The sequence below is a fragment of the Caenibius sp. WL genome (genome assembly GCF_019803445.1).
Lineage (GTDB): Bacteria > Pseudomonadota > Alphaproteobacteria > Sphingomonadales > Sphingomonadaceae > Caenibius.
The window spans coordinates 2,353,727-2,371,196 of the sequence record NZ_CP081844.1; the positions used below are offsets into that span (position 1 = coordinate 2,353,727).

At 61.8% G+C, this 17,470-nt stretch carries 13 protein-coding genes and 3 tRNA genes; 10 read left to right on the top strand and 6 right to left on the bottom strand.

Translation table 11 applies throughout. From position 1 onward, the window contains the following. Nucleotides 1-8 precede the first annotated feature (8 nt). Nucleotides 9-2,021: a transketolase gene (tkt, locus tag K5X80_RS11210; protein WP_222557822.1), complete on the bottom strand. Its 2,013-nt coding sequence runs from the start codon at nucleotides 2,019-2,021 to the stop codon at nucleotides 9-11. Nucleotides 2,022-2,214: 193 nt separating this feature from the next. On the opposite strand from tkt, the gene K5X80_RS11215 reads away from it, so the two are divergent. From K5X80_RS11215 to K5X80_RS11230, 4 genes are all read left to right on the top strand, one after another. Further along, the gene (locus K5X80_RS11215; protein WP_222557823.1) at nucleotides 2,215-2,403 is read left to right on the top strand and encodes a hypothetical protein; all 189 of its coding nucleotides are present in this window, start codon (nucleotides 2,215-2,217) and stop codon (nucleotides 2,401-2,403) included. Nucleotides 2,404-2,443: 40 nt separating this feature from the next. Continuing rightward, nucleotides 2,444-2,764 (top strand): cell division protein ZapA, encoded by a 321-nt coding sequence (locus K5X80_RS11220; protein ID WP_222557824.1) that lies wholly within the window; start codon nucleotides 2,444-2,446, stop codon nucleotides 2,762-2,764. Between the two features lie 288 nt (nucleotides 2,765-3,052). Beyond that, a complete protein-coding gene (locus tag K5X80_RS11225; protein ID WP_222557825.1) occupies nucleotides 3,053-3,631 on the top strand; it encodes a 5-formyltetrahydrofolate cyclo-ligase in 579 nt (192 codons plus the stop codon). A 9-nt stretch (nucleotides 3,632-3,640) separates the two neighbouring features. Further along, complete coding sequence (locus K5X80_RS11230) at nucleotides 3,641-3,868, top strand: DUF2842 domain-containing protein (protein WP_222557826.1); 228 nt, start codon at nucleotides 3,641-3,643, stop codon at nucleotides 3,866-3,868. 86 nt (nucleotides 3,869-3,954) lie between these two features. Here the strand turns inward: K5X80_RS11230 and K5X80_RS11235 are convergent. Beyond that, nucleotides 3,955-4,031: transfer RNA gene (locus tag K5X80_RS11235), tRNA-Asp, on the bottom strand. 194 nt (nucleotides 4,032-4,225) lie between these two features. Here K5X80_RS11235 and K5X80_RS11240 point away from each other — a divergent pair. Continuing rightward, complete coding sequence (locus K5X80_RS11240; RefSeq protein ID WP_222557827.1) at nucleotides 4,226-4,666, top strand: hypothetical protein; 441 nt, start codon at nucleotides 4,226-4,228, stop codon at nucleotides 4,664-4,666. On the opposite strand, the gene thyA is transcribed toward K5X80_RS11240, so the two are convergent. Next, complete coding sequence (thyA, locus tag K5X80_RS11245) at nucleotides 4,663-5,619, bottom strand: thymidylate synthase (RefSeq protein ID WP_261390508.1); 957 nt, start codon at nucleotides 5,617-5,619, stop codon at nucleotides 4,663-4,665. The two genes, K5X80_RS11240 and thyA, sit on opposite strands and share 4 nt — an antisense overlap. Before the next feature lie 179 nt (nucleotides 5,620-5,798). Here thyA and K5X80_RS11250 point away from each other — a divergent pair. After that, nucleotides 5,799-5,875, top strand: a tRNA-Pro gene (locus K5X80_RS11250). 112 nt (nucleotides 5,876-5,987) lie between these two features. On the opposite strand, the gene recG is transcribed toward K5X80_RS11250, so the two are convergent. Then, nucleotides 5,988-8,045 carry an ATP-dependent DNA helicase RecG gene (gene recG, locus K5X80_RS11255; protein WP_222557828.1) on the bottom strand — a complete coding sequence of 686 codons (2,058 nt, stop codon included), beginning with the start codon at nucleotides 8,043-8,045 and terminating at the stop codon, nucleotides 5,988-5,990. Between the two features lie 139 nt (nucleotides 8,046-8,184). On the opposite strand from recG, the gene K5X80_RS11260 reads away from it, so the two are divergent. Both K5X80_RS11260 and mfd read left to right on the top strand, forming a co-directional pair. Next, nucleotides 8,185-8,454 (top strand): FAD assembly factor SdhE, encoded by a 270-nt coding sequence (locus tag K5X80_RS11260; protein WP_222557829.1) that lies wholly within the window; start codon nucleotides 8,185-8,187, stop codon nucleotides 8,452-8,454. 34 nt (nucleotides 8,455-8,488) lie between these two features. Next, nucleotides 8,489-11,986, top strand: a complete 3,498-nt coding sequence (gene mfd, locus K5X80_RS11265) for a transcription-repair coupling factor (protein ID WP_222557830.1) — start codon at nucleotides 8,489-8,491, stop codon at nucleotides 11,984-11,986. Here mfd and K5X80_RS11270 read toward each other — a convergent pair. Then, entirely contained in the window at nucleotides 11,983-13,323 is a 1,341-nt protein-coding gene (locus tag K5X80_RS11270; RefSeq protein ID WP_222557831.1) for a bifunctional diguanylate cyclase/phosphodiesterase, read from the bottom strand. The genes mfd and K5X80_RS11270 overlap by 4 nt on opposite strands. A gap of 128 nt (nucleotides 13,324-13,451) precedes the next feature. Between K5X80_RS11270 and K5X80_RS11275 the strand changes: the two genes are divergently transcribed. Further along, a complete protein-coding gene (locus K5X80_RS11275; protein WP_222557832.1) occupies nucleotides 13,452-14,240 on the top strand; it encodes an NAD kinase in 789 nt (262 codons plus the stop codon). Between the two features lie 103 nt (nucleotides 14,241-14,343). Beyond that, nucleotides 14,344-14,418, top strand: a tRNA-Asn gene (locus tag K5X80_RS11280). A gap of 266 nt (nucleotides 14,419-14,684) precedes the next feature. Here the strand turns inward: K5X80_RS11280 and secA are convergent. Next, complete coding sequence (gene secA / locus K5X80_RS11285; RefSeq protein ID WP_222557833.1) at nucleotides 14,685-17,438, bottom strand: preprotein translocase subunit SecA; 2,754 nt, start codon at nucleotides 17,436-17,438, stop codon at nucleotides 14,685-14,687. Nucleotides 17,439-17,470 lie beyond the last annotated feature (32 nt).

Below are 17,470 nucleotides of genomic sequence, written 5' to 3' on the forward strand. Positions count from 1 at the left end.
AACTCCTGTTAGACTTCTAATTTCGCAAGGATTTTGGAAATGATCGCATCGGCGGTAAAGCCGAAGCGTTCAAACAGGACTTCGGCCGGTGCGGAAGCCCCGAAGCGGTCCAAACCGATGTTCAGCCCCTTGTGCGAGGTGAAACGTTCCCAACCCTGGGTAACGCCCGCCTCGATCGAAACGCGCAGAATCTGGCTGGAAGGAACGTCCGGCAGAATGCTGTCGCGATACGCTTCGTCCTGCTGCTCGAACAGTTCCATGCACGGCATGGACACCACGTCCGCACCGACGCCCTGCGCTTCGAGCTTTTCGGCCACTTCGACGGCCAGATGCACTTCCGAACCGGTGGCGATCAGGATCACCCGCCGTTCGGCCTGCGCATCGCGCAGACGATAGGCCCCACGGGCAGAGCGGTTGCTCGCTGAAGTCCAGTTCTCATCCCCTTCGCCGCGCAATTGCGGCAGATTTTGCCGGGTCAGCGCCAGAATCGAAGGTGTGCCCGCCGTCTGCAGCGCCAGCGCCCAGCATTCCGCCGTTTCAATCACATCGGCCGGGCGATAGACATTGAGATTGGGGATCAGGCGCAGGCTCATGACGTGTTCGACCGGCTGATGAGTCGGGCCATCTTCGCCAAGGCCGATGGAATCATGCGTCAGCACGTACACCGTTTCGGTCTGCTGCAATGCCGACATGCGGATCGCATTGCGGGCGTAATCGCTGAACACCAGGAACGTGCCGCCATAGGGCACGACCCCGCCATGCAGCGCCATGCCGTTCATCACAGCGGCCATGCCGAATTCACGGATGCCGTAATAGATGTACCGGCCGCCGTAATTCTTGGCCGACAGTGGCCCGGTGGCCGCCGTCTTGGTATTGTTGGAACCGGTAAGGTCGGCGGAACCGCCGATCATCTGCGGAATCGCCTCGGTCAGCGGGCCGAGCGCCATTTCGGATGCCTTGCGGGTTGCCACCGTCTTCGGCTCGCGGGCGAGGCCGGCGATAAAGGGCTCCAGCGCTTTGCCCGCCGTTTCCCCTGCACTGTTCAGATAAGCTTGGAATGCGGCGGCGCGTTCACCCGCCTGGTTGTAACGGCTCTGCCATGCCTGATGCGCTTCGCGCCCGGCATTGCCGGTTTGCTGCCAGTTGAGCGCCACATCCGCCGGAATGTCGAACGGAGCGGCGGTCCAGCCCAGCACATCGCGCGTGGCGGCCACTTCGTCCGCGCCCAGCGGCGAACCGTGCGTGGCCGAAGTGCCCTGCTTGTTCGGGGCGCCTTTCCCGATCAGCGTCTTGCACGCGATCAGCGAAGGGCGCTCATCCGCAACGGCGGCGTCGATGGCGCGAGCGATATCGGCATAGTCGTGCCCGTCACAGCTCACCACGTGCCAGCCGGTCGCCTCATAGCGGGCTTTTACGTCTTCGCTGGTCGACAGATCGGCAGTCCCGTCGATGGTGATGTTGTTGTCATCCCACAGCACGATCAGGCGGCCAAGCTTCAGATGGCCGGCGATACCGATCGTTTCATGATTGATGCCTTCCATCAGGCATCCGTCGCCCGCAACCACCCAGGTGCGGTGATCGACGAGATCATCGCCGAACTTCGTGTTGAGATGCCGTTCGGCGATGGCCATGCCCACGGCCATGGCCAGCCCCTGGCCCAGTGGGCCGGTGGTGCATTCCACGCCATCGAGAAGGAAGTTTTCCGGGTGGCCGGCGCAAGGGCTGCCGAGCTGGCGGAAATTGCGGATGTCATCCATCGTCGGACGCGCATAGCCGCTGAGATTGAGCAGCGCATAGATCAGCATCGAGCCGTGGCCCGCCGAAAGCACGAAACGGTCGCGATCCGGCCAGTGCGGATCGGTGGGATCGAATTTGAGATAGTTTGACCACAGCACGGCCGCGACATCGGCCATGCCCATCGGCATACCGGGGTGGCCGCTGTTGGCCGCCTGCACGGCATCCATCGAGAGCGCGCGAATGGCATTGGCCATAGGCGCCAGGCGGGACGGATCGAGGCTCATGCGAAGGGTGCTCCTGCATTGCGCCGGCGGTGGTATGAGAAGTCAAGCGATTCGGCGCGGGGTCTCCTTTGCTAACGCAAGCCCCCCCGTCAAGCGTGTGCACCCTATCAGCCAACAAAGGTTTTCCGCAGGTTTTTGGGAACAGGGCCGAACAAATCTTTGCCAGGGCGGCGCTTTGCGCTAGCCATCGGGTATGAAACGGGAGCAGACATTGCAGGCGATTGCCCGGATCGAGGCCGCCCTGACCCGGTTGGAAGCCGTCGGCCGACGTGCCGCGCCGGCACCAGATGCCGACCTTTTCAGCCGCCACGAAGCCTTACGCGGCAGTGTGGGAACGACTCTGGCAGAGCTCGACACGCTGATCGGTGCGCTCGAAAAATAGCCGCATTCCTTCATGACCTCTTTTCCGTGAGCCTCGCCCCATGAGCAACGTGACACTCAAGATCGGTGGCCGCCAATATGCGGTGGCTTGCTCGCCCGGCGAGGAAGAACATGTCGTTTCGCTTGGCCAGGCGATCGATGCCAAGATCATCTCCATGGGCACGGCCGGTGGGCAGAACGAGGTCCGCTCTCTGCTGTTTGCCGCGTTGCTGCTGGCGGACGAAGTGGACGAAGCCCGCAGGAACAAGGGCGAATCGGCGCCCACCCCCGCAACCGAAGATCCGCTGGAGGCCATCGCCCCCGCGCTGGACCGGATTGCGACGCGTCTCGAAAATCTCGCCACGCAGTTCGAGAACACTTGAGACTGGCCAGCAGCCCCCCTACATACAGCCCTGACGGGGACTGCCCGGCACGAGCCGTTAGAGAATATCCCTGAGGCTATAAGCAATCCAAGGGGGCTGTCCCTGCCCGGACCCTGGTCCGCCGCACATGGCTCCCACCTGACGTTTGGGCGTCAGAGGATTTCCCGGTACCGACCCATGGTGGTTCCCGTCACTTTCTCTTTCCCCTGATCCGCCCGGCACGGCATCGGGCACAGGACACAATCCACCGGCGGGGCGTTCTGCCCTTTGCCTGCCTGGGGTCATGACATGACGGGCATTTCCAAAGACAATCTCAGAAACACGTTGCGCGCGCAGCGGCGCAAACATGTGGCGGCGCTGCCCAATGCCACGCGCGCCCTGTTGTTCCTGCGCCCGCCACGCCCCGTGGCCGACATGGTTCCGCAAGGGGCAACGGTCGGCCTTTACCGGGCGACACCCCATGAAGCGCCCGCCGCATCCTACGCGCGCTTTTTTTACGAAGCCGGGCACACGATTGCTTTGCCGCGTTTCTCCGGCCGGGGCAGCGCCATGGAATTCGCCGCTTTCACCGACCCTTTCGAGGAAAGCGACCTGACGCCGGGGCCCTATCAGGTCCTTCAGCCCAACCACGCGGCCCCGGCCGTGATTCCCGATGTGCTGTTCGTGCCGCTGGTGGGATTCACCACCGAGGGGCATCGGCTCGGCCAGGGCGGCGGCCATTATGATCGCTGGTTCGAAGCGAATCCGGACAAGATCGCAATCGGGCTTGCGTGGGATTGCCAGCTTGTGGACACATTGCCGCTCGAAGCGCACGATCACCCTCTGGCCGCAGTGGTCACCCCCACACGGCTCTACGGACCATTCTAGGATATCCCGATGCGAGACAAGCCAACCTTGCGAATCCCTTTTGGCATTCTGGGCCTCCTCTTCGCTCTTGCGGTTTACGCCGTGCTGGTGGCCAAGGCTTCCGATCTCATCGCAGGCTGGCATGTGCTCGCCCAGACCGTCGCCTATATCGTGCTAGGAACGATCTGGCTGCTGCCGCTCAAGCGCTTCCTGGTGTGGATGGAAACGGGTAGCTGGCGCATCCCGCCCAACGCCTGATCCGCCCGCTCGCTGCCATAGCATAATGCAAAAAGCCCCGGCATTTGCCGGGGCTTTTTCGCACTCCAATCAAGAAGTTACCCAAGTGGCGCGAGTGACGGGGCTCGAACCCGCGACCTCCGGCGTGACAGGCCGGCGCTCTAACCAACTGAGCTACACCCGCGTTCTCTAGGGCGTTGCACCGCTTGGGTGAGGGCCCACTAGGCGAGCATCGGCAGGCTGTCAACAAAGCTTCGCATAGGTTTTTTCCTTTACGCAAAAAAGTTCCCACACAACGAAATCGGCCAGTGGCGTTAACCATTTTTTCGTTGGTTTTCGGGAATGTCCGGCCTGACAGGGACAGGGGCAAATATCCACATGCGTATCTATAGTTTGGCCATTCTGGCCGCATTCGCCACACAGGCCATTCACGCGGCCGACACCCCCGCATCGATCAAGAGCGCCATTTTCGTCGAACGGGCAAATCTTGGCGGGCGGATGGACGCACGCATGGTCGAGCGAGCCTCGACTTTGGGTGCGGGCGACCGCGTGGTGACAATTCTCGATTGGCGGGCGCCCGGCGGCAAGCAGGCTTCCACTGTCACTCTTGCCGTGCCCCGTCATCTCGCCTTTCAGCGCAGCAGCGTGGGCGACGAGGAGATTTCCATCGACGGTGGGCGCAACTGGGGCAAGCTGGGTGCCTTGCGCATGCGCGATGGGGATGGCGTACGCCTCGCATCACCCGAAGACGTTACCAATGTCCGCTGGCGGGTGCGCGGCACCAATGGCCGGATCACCTACAGCGCGGTCGTCCGCTAAACCGCGACCGGGGCCACGATCGGCGCCTGCGGCGCATAGCCATCCACGGCAAAATCCTCGATTCGATAGGCAAAGATCGAATCCGGGATGCGCAGCAAAGACAGTGTCGGTTCGCCCTGCGGGGTGCGGCTCAACTGCTCTTCGACCAGATGGGCATGATTGAGATAGAGATGGGTATCGCCTCCCATCCAGATCAGTTCGCCCGGCTGCAATCCGGTTTGCTGAGCGATCATGTGAGTCAGCATCGCACCACCCCACAGGTTGAAAGGCAGGCCGAGCGCCACATCGCAGCTCCGCTGATAGAGCGCACAGCTCAGCCGCCCGTCCGCAACGTGGAACTGATAGGTCTTGTGGCAAGGGGGCAGAGCCATCGAATCGAGCTCGGCCACATTCCATCCCTCGATGATGTGCCGCCTGCTGCCGGGATTGCGGATCAGGCTATCGATCACCTGCGCGACCTGATTGATGCCCTTCCCTTTGCGGTAAAGCCCGTCACCCGTGGCTTCATAGGTCGGCCAATCGACCCATTGCTTGCCATAGACAGGGCCCAGATCGCCCCACTCGGCCGCGAAGGCTTCATCCTGCGCGATTCGCTCCACGAAGCGATCCAGCGGCATCGAATCGCCGGTTTCACGGACATAGCGGGCATGGGGCCATTCGTTCCAGATCTTCACCCCTTGCAGCACCAGCGGACGGATATTGGTTTCCCCGCTAAGGAACCACAGCATCTCCCGCGCCGCCGTTTTCCAATAGACCCGCTTGGTGGTGATGAGAGGAACACGGCCACCTGTCAGATCGAATCGCAATTGTGTTCCGAAAATCGACCGCGTGCCGATGCCCGTGCGATCCACGCGCTCGTCACCTTCCGTCCAGATACGGCGCATGAGATCGAGATATTGCCATTCCCAATGGCGTTCTGCGGCGGAATTGGTGTGAAATGGAGTGCTGGCCATGCCGCATCCTAGAGCGATTTCGGCAGGGATGGAAACATCAGCCACGCCGAAAATCGCGGATTGTTCATGGCTCCGGCAACAATTGCATGCACGTTTTTCAATTGCAGGTTGCCACCCCGCAAAACGCCTACTATAGGCCCGCTCCTGCCTCGCAGATGCTTCGGCATCGGCGGTCTGGTCGGGGAGTAGCTCAGCCTGGTAGAGCACTGTCTTCGGGAGGCAGGGGCCGGAGGTTCGAATCCTCTCTCCCCGACCAATTTCTTGCTGATTTCAGCCTGTTAACCCCAATATCCAGCAACATCCGCTTTCGGGCGCAGGTTCAGGCTCGCACTCCAAAATTCCAATTTCTTGAGCCATCCGGCCTGCGTTTATCCACCGCGCAGCAGCTGCACGCCCCAGTCCCGCTCGAACAGATAGAGCAGCAGACGCGCGGCCTCGCCACGGGGCGAATCCAGCCCGCCATCGCGTTCGATCAACAGACGCGCATCGTCGTGCGCCAGAGGCAACAGTTTCTGAATCTGCTCCAGCGACGCCACGCGGAACGGCGTATCTCCTGATTGTCGTGTGCCCAGCAATTCACCGCCACCGCGCAGGCGCAGGTCTTCTTCCGCCAGCCGGAAGCCGTCCTGCGTTTCCCGCATCAGTGCGAGACGTTCCTTGCCCGTTTCGGAAAGCTGTTCCCCGCGCAGCAGGAGGCAGACCGATTTCTCGCTCCCCCGCCCCACGCGGCCCCTGAGCTGGTGCAACTGGGCGAGGCCGAAACGTTCCGCCTGTTCTATCACCATCAGCGTGGCATTGGGCACATCGACCCCGACTTCGATCACCGTGGTCGCCACCAACAGCTTCGCCTCGCCCCGGGCGAATCGCTCCATGGCGTGATCCTTGGCTTCAGGGCGAAGCTGCCCATGGACCAGCACCACGGTGTCGCCGAAGTGTTCGCGCAAGGCCGCGTGGCGTGCCTCGGCCGCGGCGAGATCGTCCGTTTCGCTCTCGCGCACCATCGGGCAAACCCAGTACGCTTGCTGTCCCGTGGCGATATGCCGCTGAATAGCCGCCACCACATCCCCGAGACGCTCCTGCGCGATCACGCGCGTATCGATCGCCTGCCGCCCCGGAGGCAGTTCATCGAGCCGCGACACGTCCATCTCGCCATATTGCGCCAGTGTGAGCGTGCGCGGTATCGGGGTCGCCGTCATCGCCAGACAATGCGGGGCGACTTTGCCTTTCTGCGCCAGCATCAGCCGCTGCCCCACGCCGAAGCGATGCTGCTCGTCGATCACCACCAGCGCGAGATTGCGATAGGCCACCGTGTCCTGGAAAATCGCATGTGTGCCGACCACCAGATCGATACTGCCGTCCAGCAAACCCATCAGAGTCGATTCGCGCGCCTTGCCCTTGTCGCGCCCGGTCAGAAGCGCCACGCGCACGCCGGTGGGTGCGGCCAGCTTGCGCAATGTCTCGTAATGCTGCCGAGCGAGGATTTCCGTCGGCGCCAGCATGGCCGCCTGCGTCCCTGCCTCGACAGCGATCAGCATCGCTTCCAGCGCGACCACCGTCTTGCCCGCCCCGACATCGCCCTGAAGCAGACGGAGCATCGGCACGTCCTGCGCCAGATCGCCTTCGATCTCACGAATCGTCCGTCGCTGCGCCCCGGTCAGCGGGAATGGCAGGGCCAGCAGATCGCGCAGCCGACCATCGCCTATCAAGGCCTGCCCCCGCCGCGCGCGATTCGCGCTTTTGACCAGCATCAGCGCCAGCGAATTGGCCAGCAATTCATCATAGGCAAGACGATCGCGCTCGCCGGTATGCGTGTCGCGATGGGCCAGATGCAAAGCGTCGCGCCACGTGGGCCACTGCATTTTTCCGAAAAGACCGGGTTCGATCCATTCGGGCATTTCCGGCAGGCGTTCGAGCGCCTGTGCGGCGAGGCTGGCAATGCGCGGCTGCGTCAGTCCTTCCGCCAGCGGATAGACCGGCTCGTTGAGCTTACCCAATAGCGCGCTGCTATCCGCCTCCACATGGTCCGGATGCACAATCTGCAAGGCCTGCCCATATTGATCGAGCCTGCCAGCGATCCAGCGCGTCTCCCCCACCGGCAGGAGCTTCCTGGCGCTATAGGAGGCACGGCCGAAATAGGTCAGCGTGCAAACATTGCCGCGCGCATCCTGCGTCAACACCCGGAAAGGCCCCCGCCCCGCCGAACTGCGCTGATCGGTGACGGTCAGCGCAACAACGATCTGTTCCCCCACGTCCGCTTCATCGAGATGCGCCACTGTCCGGCGCTGCACGAACCGGTCCGGCAAATGGTAGGCCAGATCCTTGACCCGCGTCAGCCCCAGCTTTTCCAGCGGCTTGCGCAATTTGGGCCCGACTCCCTCCAGGCTTTCCGCATCGACGAACAAGGGATTGAGGGTTTCCGGGCGCATGACCGCACCATAGACGGCATGATGACAGGACCGCCAGATATGAACCGCCGGATATCAGACGGCATCTGATCGCGCGCCACGAAACGGCGCATGGTCGCGGGGCTTGCCTGCAAGGCCGGTCTGGCTTACCGGCGCAACGATGTCCGACAACTCCGCTCGTCTCGCCCGCTGCAAGTTCCGCGCCTGGCATCGCGGTACACGCGAGGCCGACTATATGATCGGTGGATTCTTCGACCGGTATCACGCCACCTGGTCCGAAGCCGAACTCGCCTGGTTCGAAGCCTTGCTCGAAGAAGACGATGTCGATGTCATGGCCTGGGCGCTGCAAACGCTGTCTGTGCCTGAAGAATTTCGCGGGCCGCAGATGGAACTGATGCAGCGGCTCGACTACGTCGAAATCAATCGCTGAGAAGGAGCGGACAACCGCTCACCCTATCGTTCCCATGGCCAATCTTCCCGCTCTCCTGCATGCCGAACAACCGCTGACTCTCGCGGCGGTGGCGCGCGGGGCGCAGCCGCTGCTCATGGCCGATCTCGCCCGCGCCGCCGGTGGCCCGGGAGGTAGCGGGCGTGCCGTATTCATTGCCCCCGACGATGCGGCGATGCGCGCAGTCAGCGAAGCTGCCGCCTACTTCGCCCCGGAACTGGAAATCCTCGAATTTCCGGCGTGGGATTGCCTTCCTTATGATCGCGCAAGCCCTGCCCTTTCCGTCAGTGCGCGGCGGCTCGCCGCACTCCATCGCCTGCAAATGCGCGGTGAACGCCCGCAGCTGCTTGTCACCACCATCAATGCCGTATTGCAGCGGGTGCTCACCCCATTCCGCATCCGGGAATCGGTGCGGGCGCTGAAGCCCGGTATCGAGATCGGCCGGGAAAGCCTGATCGCCCTGCTCCAGCGGCAGGGTTATTCACGTACCGACACGGTGGTGGATGCGGGCGAATATGCGGTACGCGGCTCCATCTTCGATATTTTCCCTTCCGGCCTCGATCAGGGATTGCGGCTCGACTTTTTTGGCGATGAACTGGAATCGCTGCGCCTGTTCGATCCCAACACCCAGCGGACAACCGGCGTCTTGGAGGGGCACCTGCTGCTTCCCGCCAGCGAAGCCCTGATCGATGACGAATCGGTCAAGCGCTTCCGTGGACGGTATCGCGAACTGTTCGGGGCCGCCGCCACTGGCGATCCGCTCTATCAGGCGGTGAGCGACGGCCGCCGTCTCGCAGGCATGGAACACTGGCTGCCATTGTTCGAAGAGCGGCTGACCACGCTTTTCGATCACCTCGCCCCCGGCGATGTGATCGTGATGGACCAGTCGGCGGCGGGGGCAGCGGAAGAGCGTTTGTCGGACATTGCGGATTACCACGCCGCTCGCAGCAAGACGGCTGGGCAAGCGGCGGGCAGCTATCGCCCGCTCGATGTCGCAGCGCTTTATCTGCCGGACAGCGAATTCGCCGCCATCGTCAGCGCCTGGCCCGTGCACAAGGCGGACATCTTCGCCCAGCCAGAAAGCGCATCGGTCATCGATTTCGGCTTCTCCTCGTCTCGCGACTTTTCGCCCGAACGGGCACGCGGGGACAACGTCTATCAGGCGGCTGCGCTGCATTTCCGTGGATTGGCCGCGCAGGGCAGGAAGCCCTTGCTGGCAGCCTACTCCACCGGCAGCCGCGCCCGCCTCGCTTCGATCATCGGGGAAGCCGGGGCCGAAATGGCGCTGGCAGAAACCTGGCAGGAAGCGCTCGGGCTGTCGGCCAAGGGTAAGCCGGTTGCTGTCGTCCTCCCGCTGGAAACGGGTTTTGCCAACGACACAATCGAACTGGTCACCGAACAGGATATCCTTGGCGACCGGCTCGTCCGCCGCAAGAAGAAGCGCAAGGACAGCGATGCTTTCCTGGCAGAGCTTTCAGCCCTGCACCCGGGCGATCTCGTCGTTCATATGGAACACGGTATCGGGCGCTATGCCGGGCTGGAATCGATCCCCGTGGGCAAGAGCCCGCACGATTGCGTGATGCTGGAATATGCCGGTGGCGACAAGCTCTACATTCCAGTCGAAAATATCGATGTGCTGTCCCGCTATGGCAGCGGTCATGAAGGGGTCCCGCTGGATAAGCTGGGCGGCGAAGCCTGGCAGCGCCGACGGGCGCGCCTCAAGGAACGCATCCGCGAAATCGCTCATGAACTGATGCGCACCGCCGCCGCCCGCGCGCTGCGGCACGCGCCAGCGCTGGTGCCGGACGATGCCGCGTTCAACCAGTTTGTCGATCGCTTCCCATGGTCCGAAACCGACGATCAGGAGCGCGCCATCACCGACGTGCTGGGCGATCTGTCCGAGGGTCGGCCCATGGACAGGCTGGTTTGCGGCGATGTCGGGTTCGGCAAGACCGAAGTGGCCCTGCGCGCCGCGTTCGTCGCGGCGATGAGCGGGCAACAGGTTGCCGTGATTGCCCCCACCACGCTTCTCGCGCGCCAGCACTTCGCCAATTTCTCCGAACGCTTCGCCGGTTTTCCGCTGAAAGTAGGTCGCCTGTCCCGCCTTGTCCCGGCGAAGGAAGCGGCGGACACCCGCGCCGGGCTGGCCGATGGCACGGTCGATGTGGTGATCGGCACGCATGCGTTGCTGTCGAAATCGGTTCAGTTCAAACGCCTGGGCCTGGTGATTGTCGACGAAGAGCAGCGCTTTGGCGTCAATCACAAGGAAAAGCTGAAGTCGTTGCGCACCGATGTGCATGTGCTGACGCTGACGGCAACCCCGATTCCCCGCACGTTGCAAATGGCCATGTCCGGCCTGCGCGAACTGTCGACCATTCAGACACCCCCGGTCGACCGGCTTGCCGTGCGCACTTATGTGATGGAATGGGATGACATGGTGATGCGCGAAGCCTTGCTGCGCGAACATCATCGCGGGGGCCAGAGCTTCCTGATCGTGCCGCGCATCGCCGACATTCCCGAAATCGAGGAATGGCTGCACAACACCATTCCCGAAATCAAATTCGTCACCGCGCATGGCCAGATGAGCCCGGGCGAAGTCGAAGAACGCATGAGCGCGTTCTACGAGCGAAAGTATGACGTGCTGCTTTCGACGACGATCGTCGAAAGCGGGCTCGATATCCCCTCGGCCAATACGATCATCGTCCACCGCGCGGACCGTTTCGGGCTTGCCCAGCTCTACCAGCTGCGCGGCCGCGTGGGGCGCTCCAAGCTGCGCGCTTATGCCTATCTGACGCATCCGCGCGATCAGGCTCTGAGCGAAGTCGCCGAAAAACGGCTCAAAGTGCTCGGCGATCTCGATACGCTCGGGGCGGGCTTCCAGCTTGCCAGCCACGATCTCGATATCCGCGGCGCGGGCAATCTCCTTGGCGACGAGCAATCGGGCCATATCCGCGAAGTCGGCTTCGAACTTTACCAATCGATGCTGGAAGACGCGATTCTCGCGGCAAAGGCGGGCGATATGGGGCTGGAACGTGAAACCGCCGGCCTGTCTCCCCAGATCACGGTGGATGCGCCGATCCAGATTCCGGAAGACTATGTCCCCGACCTTGCGGTGCGTATGGCGCTCTATCGCCGGTTGAACGATGCGAAGGACAAGGCCGAGATCGAAGCCCTGGCGGCAGAAATGATCGACCGTTTCGGCCCCTTGCCCGATTCAACCGCCAATCTGGTGAAGCTGATCGAAATCAAGCATCAGGCCATCGAAGCCCATATCGCCAAGATCGACGTGGGCGCGCGCGGCACGCTGGTGAGCTTCCACAACGATATGTTCCCCGATCCCGCCGGGTTGATCGCCTATGTCGCACGGCTGAAGGACACGGCAAAGCTGCGCCCGGATATGAAGCTGGCGATCAATCGCGCCTGGGGCGATCCCCAAAGCCGCCTCAACGGTCTGTTCCAGTTGACCAAGGGACTGTCCGGCATCGTGCGCAAAATGGGGAAAGCCGCGAGCTAGGGCCTGCTGCCCTGTTTTCTCCACAGCCCCGCGAAATCGCGGAATGCTTCCGCGCTGATCGGCCCGGCGCGCAAGAACCCCTGATAATAATCGCAACCTTCGCGTGCGACCAGCTTGCGCTGGTCTTCGTTCTCGATTCCTTCCGCGATCACTTCCAGGTCGAGCGCTTTCGCCATGGCCAGGATACCGCGCAACACCGCGAGATCGCGCGGATCGTCGAGCACATCGTCGACCATGACACGATCGAGCTTGAGGTAATGCAGCGGCAGGAGCTTGAGATAGCGGAAATTGCAGAACCCGGCGCCGAAATCGTCCAGTGCGATGCGCACACCTATGTCACGCAGATGCGTCAGCGCCACGGAGGAAAGTTCCAGATCGCTCACCAGTGACTGCTCGGTGATTTCCAGCGTTAGGCGATCGGGGGAAAAGCCCGCTTCGACCACAGCCGCGGCAATATTGTTGGCGAAGGATGCCGCAGTCAGATCCGCCGGAGTGACGTTGAGCGACAGCCGCAATGGTTCCGGCCACCCCGCCGCACCCGCGAGCGCGCGCGTGGCAATATGGTGGGAAAGCTGCGCGACATGATCCGCCCGTTCGGCAATGGCGAACAGGGTGCCTGCTCCGATTCGTCCCAGTTCCGGATGTTGCCACCGCGCCAGAGCCTCGGCCCCGACCAGCCTGTCGTCATCCGCTGCGAACTGGGGCTGATAGACGATGGCTATCTCATCCCGATCGAGTGCGCCCAGCAGATCGGCTTCGAGCTGGCGCACGCTGCGCCCGGCCAAAGTCAGATCGATATCGGCCCACAGCATCCTTCCCGCGACATCGCGTTGTACCCGCGCCAGCGTTTCGGCGAGGCGATCTATTGCACCGCTGCAATCCTCGTTCGGCACGACACGAATCAATGCCAGACGCGGCCACAGACGCACTGTGCCCCCGCCTGGAAGATTGACGATCGGCTTTGCGATCATTTCGGCCAACGCCTCCGCCAGCCATTGCCAGCGTTCGCGGCCGCAACCCTCCCTCGCGGCGAGCAGGAAATTGCTGCCCCCCAAGCGGGCGGCAACCCACTCACCGGTCAGTTCATCCTCGGCAAAGCGCTGCAGCCGCGAGGCGACTTCCACCAGCGCCGCGTCCCCCACCTGTTCACCATAGGCCAGATTGACGGTTTCAAAGCGCCGCAACCCCAGCATCAAGGCATAGACAGGGGCGCACCGCTCACCGGCTTGCGCGGCCTGCGCCCATCCCGAAAAGCGGGCATGTAGCGTCTCTTCGCTTGCAAGACCGGTCAGCGCGTCACGATCGGAAGACCAGGATTGAACATTGCTATCTCTCATCGCGGTTTCATAGCATGCCTGATTCCGGATTTCGCGCCCTTGCTGCTTCGCGCGTTGCCAATTTTTACCCCTGCTCATAGGGTTTACGGGGAGTGCGGGCCGCGGGCCTGCAGTGGGAGACATCGACCGTGACTTTCAGGCACGATTACAAGCATCTCGCGCTCGTCGCCTCTGAAGGCGCGCGGGCGCAGCGTGCGGCGCAGGAACTGGCCGATGCCGAAAACTGGGTGCCGATCGAAGAAGCGGATGCCGTGGTCGTTCTTGGCGGCGACGGCTTCATGCTGCACACCTTGCATCAGATGCTCGACAGCGGGCGGATGCTGCCCGCTTTCGGGATGAATCGCGGCACGGTGGGTTTCCTGATGAACCGCTTCGATACGTCATCGGATTTGCGCACCCGAATCAACATGTGCCGGTCTTTCAGCGTTTCCCCCCTGCTGATGGACGCCACGACCCAAGACGGGCGGAGCCATACGTTCCGCGCGATCAACGAAGTGTCCTTGCTGCGCGAAACGCGCCAGACGGCCAAGATCGAAGTGACCGTCAACGGCAAGGTGAGAATCGAGGAACTGTTCTGTGACGGGATTCTTCTCGCCACCCCGGCAGGCTCCACCGCTTACAATCTTTCCGCCAACGGCCCGATTCTTCCGCTCGATTCGAAAATGCTGGCGCTCACGCCGATCAGCCCCTTTCGCCCCCGGCGGTGGCGCGGTGCGATTCTTCCCGATTTTTCGCAGATCGAATTGCATGTGCTTGAACCGGCCAAACGCCCGGTGGCGGTCGTCGCCGATCAGAAGGAACTGCGCGATATCGCCCATGTGCACCTGCGGATCGATCCCGAGACCACGCTGACTCTGCTGTTCGATCCCGGGCACAGCCTCGACGAACGGATCGTGACAGAACAGTTCATCGCCTGATCCCGATAATTTTTGCGTTTTGGTAAAACAAAGTCCCGGACGGGGTTGCCAAAGCGAACGCCGCTGCATATAGGCGCGGCCTGCCCAGCGAAAGCGAGGCTGCTCCCCGATAGCTCAGCGGTAGAGCATTCGACTGTTAATCGAATGGCCGTAGGTTCGAATCCTACTCGGGGAGCCACTACCTTCTTGGGAAAAGACGGTTTTTCCGTTTTCCCAGCTTGAAACCCCTCCCCAAATTATAACGCTTTTCCGGTGACTGGCGGCGCTTTTTGTCTGCCTGACGCATCGGGCGCGACGCACCCTGCTGCCGTCTTCTCAAACGGTTCACGGTCGCTAGCAAAAAAGCTGCCATGCGGCATTCAAACCGCAGGCAGCCTTTTACCGATGATCCGCGGCATGGAGGGCCAAACGGCCCCCATGCCATTCATCTTTTGCCCGAATCTGTCAGCCGACAGCCCCGTGGCAATGCTTGTACTTCTTACCGGAACCGCATGGGCAATCCGCGTTGCGGCTGATGTTCATCTCCGCATAGGGATTGTCGGCCGCAGCACCCGTGGCCGATTGAATATCCGGCAGCGTGCCACGCAGAGTGCCAAGGATCGCCTCCGAGCCGGGCGTGGTTCCACCCGCTTCGGCAATCGTGCTCCACGGATCGATATGGCCGGTGAGAAAATCGGGCAGTTCAGGAAGCGGGGGCAGATCCGCATCCAGACCGGCCTGCTGAATCTGCAGTTCGCTGTTCATGAGGATGCGCGTCACGTCCTCGCGGATGGTTTCCAGCATCCGTTCGAACAGGGCGAACGCTTCACGCTTGTATTCGTTGATCGGCTGACGCTGCGCATAGGCGCGCAGGAAGACGACCTGACGCAGCGCATCGAGCGTCGCGAGATGTTCCTTCCAATGATAGTCGAGCCGATCGAGCAGCACGCTTTTTTCCACCTGCCGCCAGATGCTCTCATCCGCGGTCGCCTGCTTTGCCGCCATCTTTTCATCGGCCAGCGCGCTAAGCCGTTCCTCAAGGATTTCCGGTTCCAACGCGTCTTCATTCATCCAGTCGTCGAAAGGCGCATCGAGGCCGAGAATATCGGCGCTGCGCTCCTTCAATCCGGCGATATCCCACTGTTCCGGATAGGAGCCGGGCGGGCATGCTTCGCCGACCAGCGTGTTCACCGTGTCATGGCGCATATCGATAACGACATCGTCCACCGCTTCGGAATCCATGATTTCCGAGCGCTGTTCGTAAATCACCTTGCGCTGATCGTTCATCACGTCATCGTATTCGACGACTTGCTTGCGGATGTCGTAGTTGCGCGCTTCGACCTTTTTCTGCGCGGTTTCGATAGCTTTCGACAGCCAGCGCGAACCGATCGCTTCGCCATCGGCCAGATTGGAATTCATCATCCGGGCGAAGAGCGTGTCAGGCCCGAAGATGCGCAGCAGATCGTCTTCGAGGCAGAGATAGAAACGCGACAGGCCAGGGTCACCCTGTCGACCGGAGCGGCCGCGCAACTGGTTGTCGATACGGCGACTTTCGTGGCGCTCGGTGCCGAGAACGAACAGCCCGCCCGCTTCCAGCACCCGCTGCTTTTCTTCCGCGATCTCGGCTTTCAGGCGTTCTATCGCCGCATCGCGCTCAGGCCCTTCAGGCATATCCCGCAATTCGTCTTCGGCGCGGAATTCGAGATTGCCGCCGAGCTGAATATCGGTCCCGCGGCCCGCCATGTTGGTGGCGATCGTCACCGCGCCCAAACGGCCCGCCTGAGCAACGATATGCGCTTCCATCTCATGGAAGCGGGCATTGAGCACATTATGCTTCACCCCTTCCCGGTTGAGAAATTCGGAAAGCAGTTCGGATTTCTCGATCGACACAGTGCCGACCAGAACCGGTTGCCCGATATCGTGCTTTTCCTTGATCGCCTTGGCGATGGCCTGGAACTTATCCTGCGTGTTCTTGTAGAATTCGTCCTCTTCATCGATCCGCTGGATCGGGAGGTTGGTCGGGATCGTCACCACGTTCATCTTGTAGATGTCGTAGAATTCCGCCGCCTCGGTCGAAGCCGTCCCCGTCATCCCCGAAAGCTTCGGATACATGCGGAAATAGTTCTGGTAGGTGATCGAAGCCATAGTCTGGTTTTCCGGTTCGATCCGGACACCTTCCTTTGCTTCCACCGCCTGATGCAGGCCGTTCGACCAGCGGCGCCCATCCATCATGCGCCCGGTGAACTCGTCGATGATGACGACTTTGCCGTCTTTCACGATGTAGTCGATGTCACGCTTGTACATGACATTCGCGCGCAGCGCCTGATCGAGATGGTGCACGACCTGCGTGTTCTCGACATCGTAGAGGTTCTCGGTTTCCAGCAATCCCGCTTCGAACAGGCGCTGTTCGATTGCGTCGACGCCTTCTTCGGTCAGCATGACGTTCTTGGTCTTCTCGTCAGCTTCGTAGAATTCGGGCTCGAGCGTCTTCACCACCGCGTCGATGGACAGGTACAATTCGGCCTTGTCGTCGGTCGGACCGGAGATGATCAGCGGCGTGCGGGCTTCGTCGATAAGGATCGAGTCCACTTCGTCGATGATGGTGTAATTGAAGGCGCGCTGGACCATCTGTTCGCGCGAATGCTTCATATTGTCGCGCAGGTAATCGAACCCGAATTCGCTGTTCGTACCGTAAGTGATGTCCGCGCTATAGGCTTCGCGGCGCTCGGCCTCGCCCATATTGGGCACGATCACGCCAACGCTCAGGCCAAGGAAGCGGTGGACCCGGCCCATCCATTCCGCATCGCGGCGGGCCAGATAATCGTTCACGGTAACGACATGAACGCCCTTGCCCTCGATGGCGTTCAGATAGGTCGCAAGCGTGGCGACCAGCGTCTTGCCCTCACCCGTGCGCATTTCGGCGATTTCGCCGCGATGCAGCACGATACCGCCGACCATCTGCACATCGAAATGGCGCATTTCCAGCACGCGCTTGCTCGCTTCGCGCATGGTGGCGAATGCTTCGGGCAGGATATCGTCAAGCGTCTTGCCGTTGGCGAGCAGGTTCCGGAACTTGTCCGTCTGTGCGGACAGTTCCTCGTCGCTGAACGTTTCAAGCTGCGGTTCGAGCGCGTTGATCTTGCGAACGATCTTGTCGAGCGATTTGACGTATCGGTCGTTGGACGAGCCGAAAAGGTTCTTGGCAATGCCGCCGAGCATGGGCGTGTTCCTGTTGCTTTGTGATGACGAAA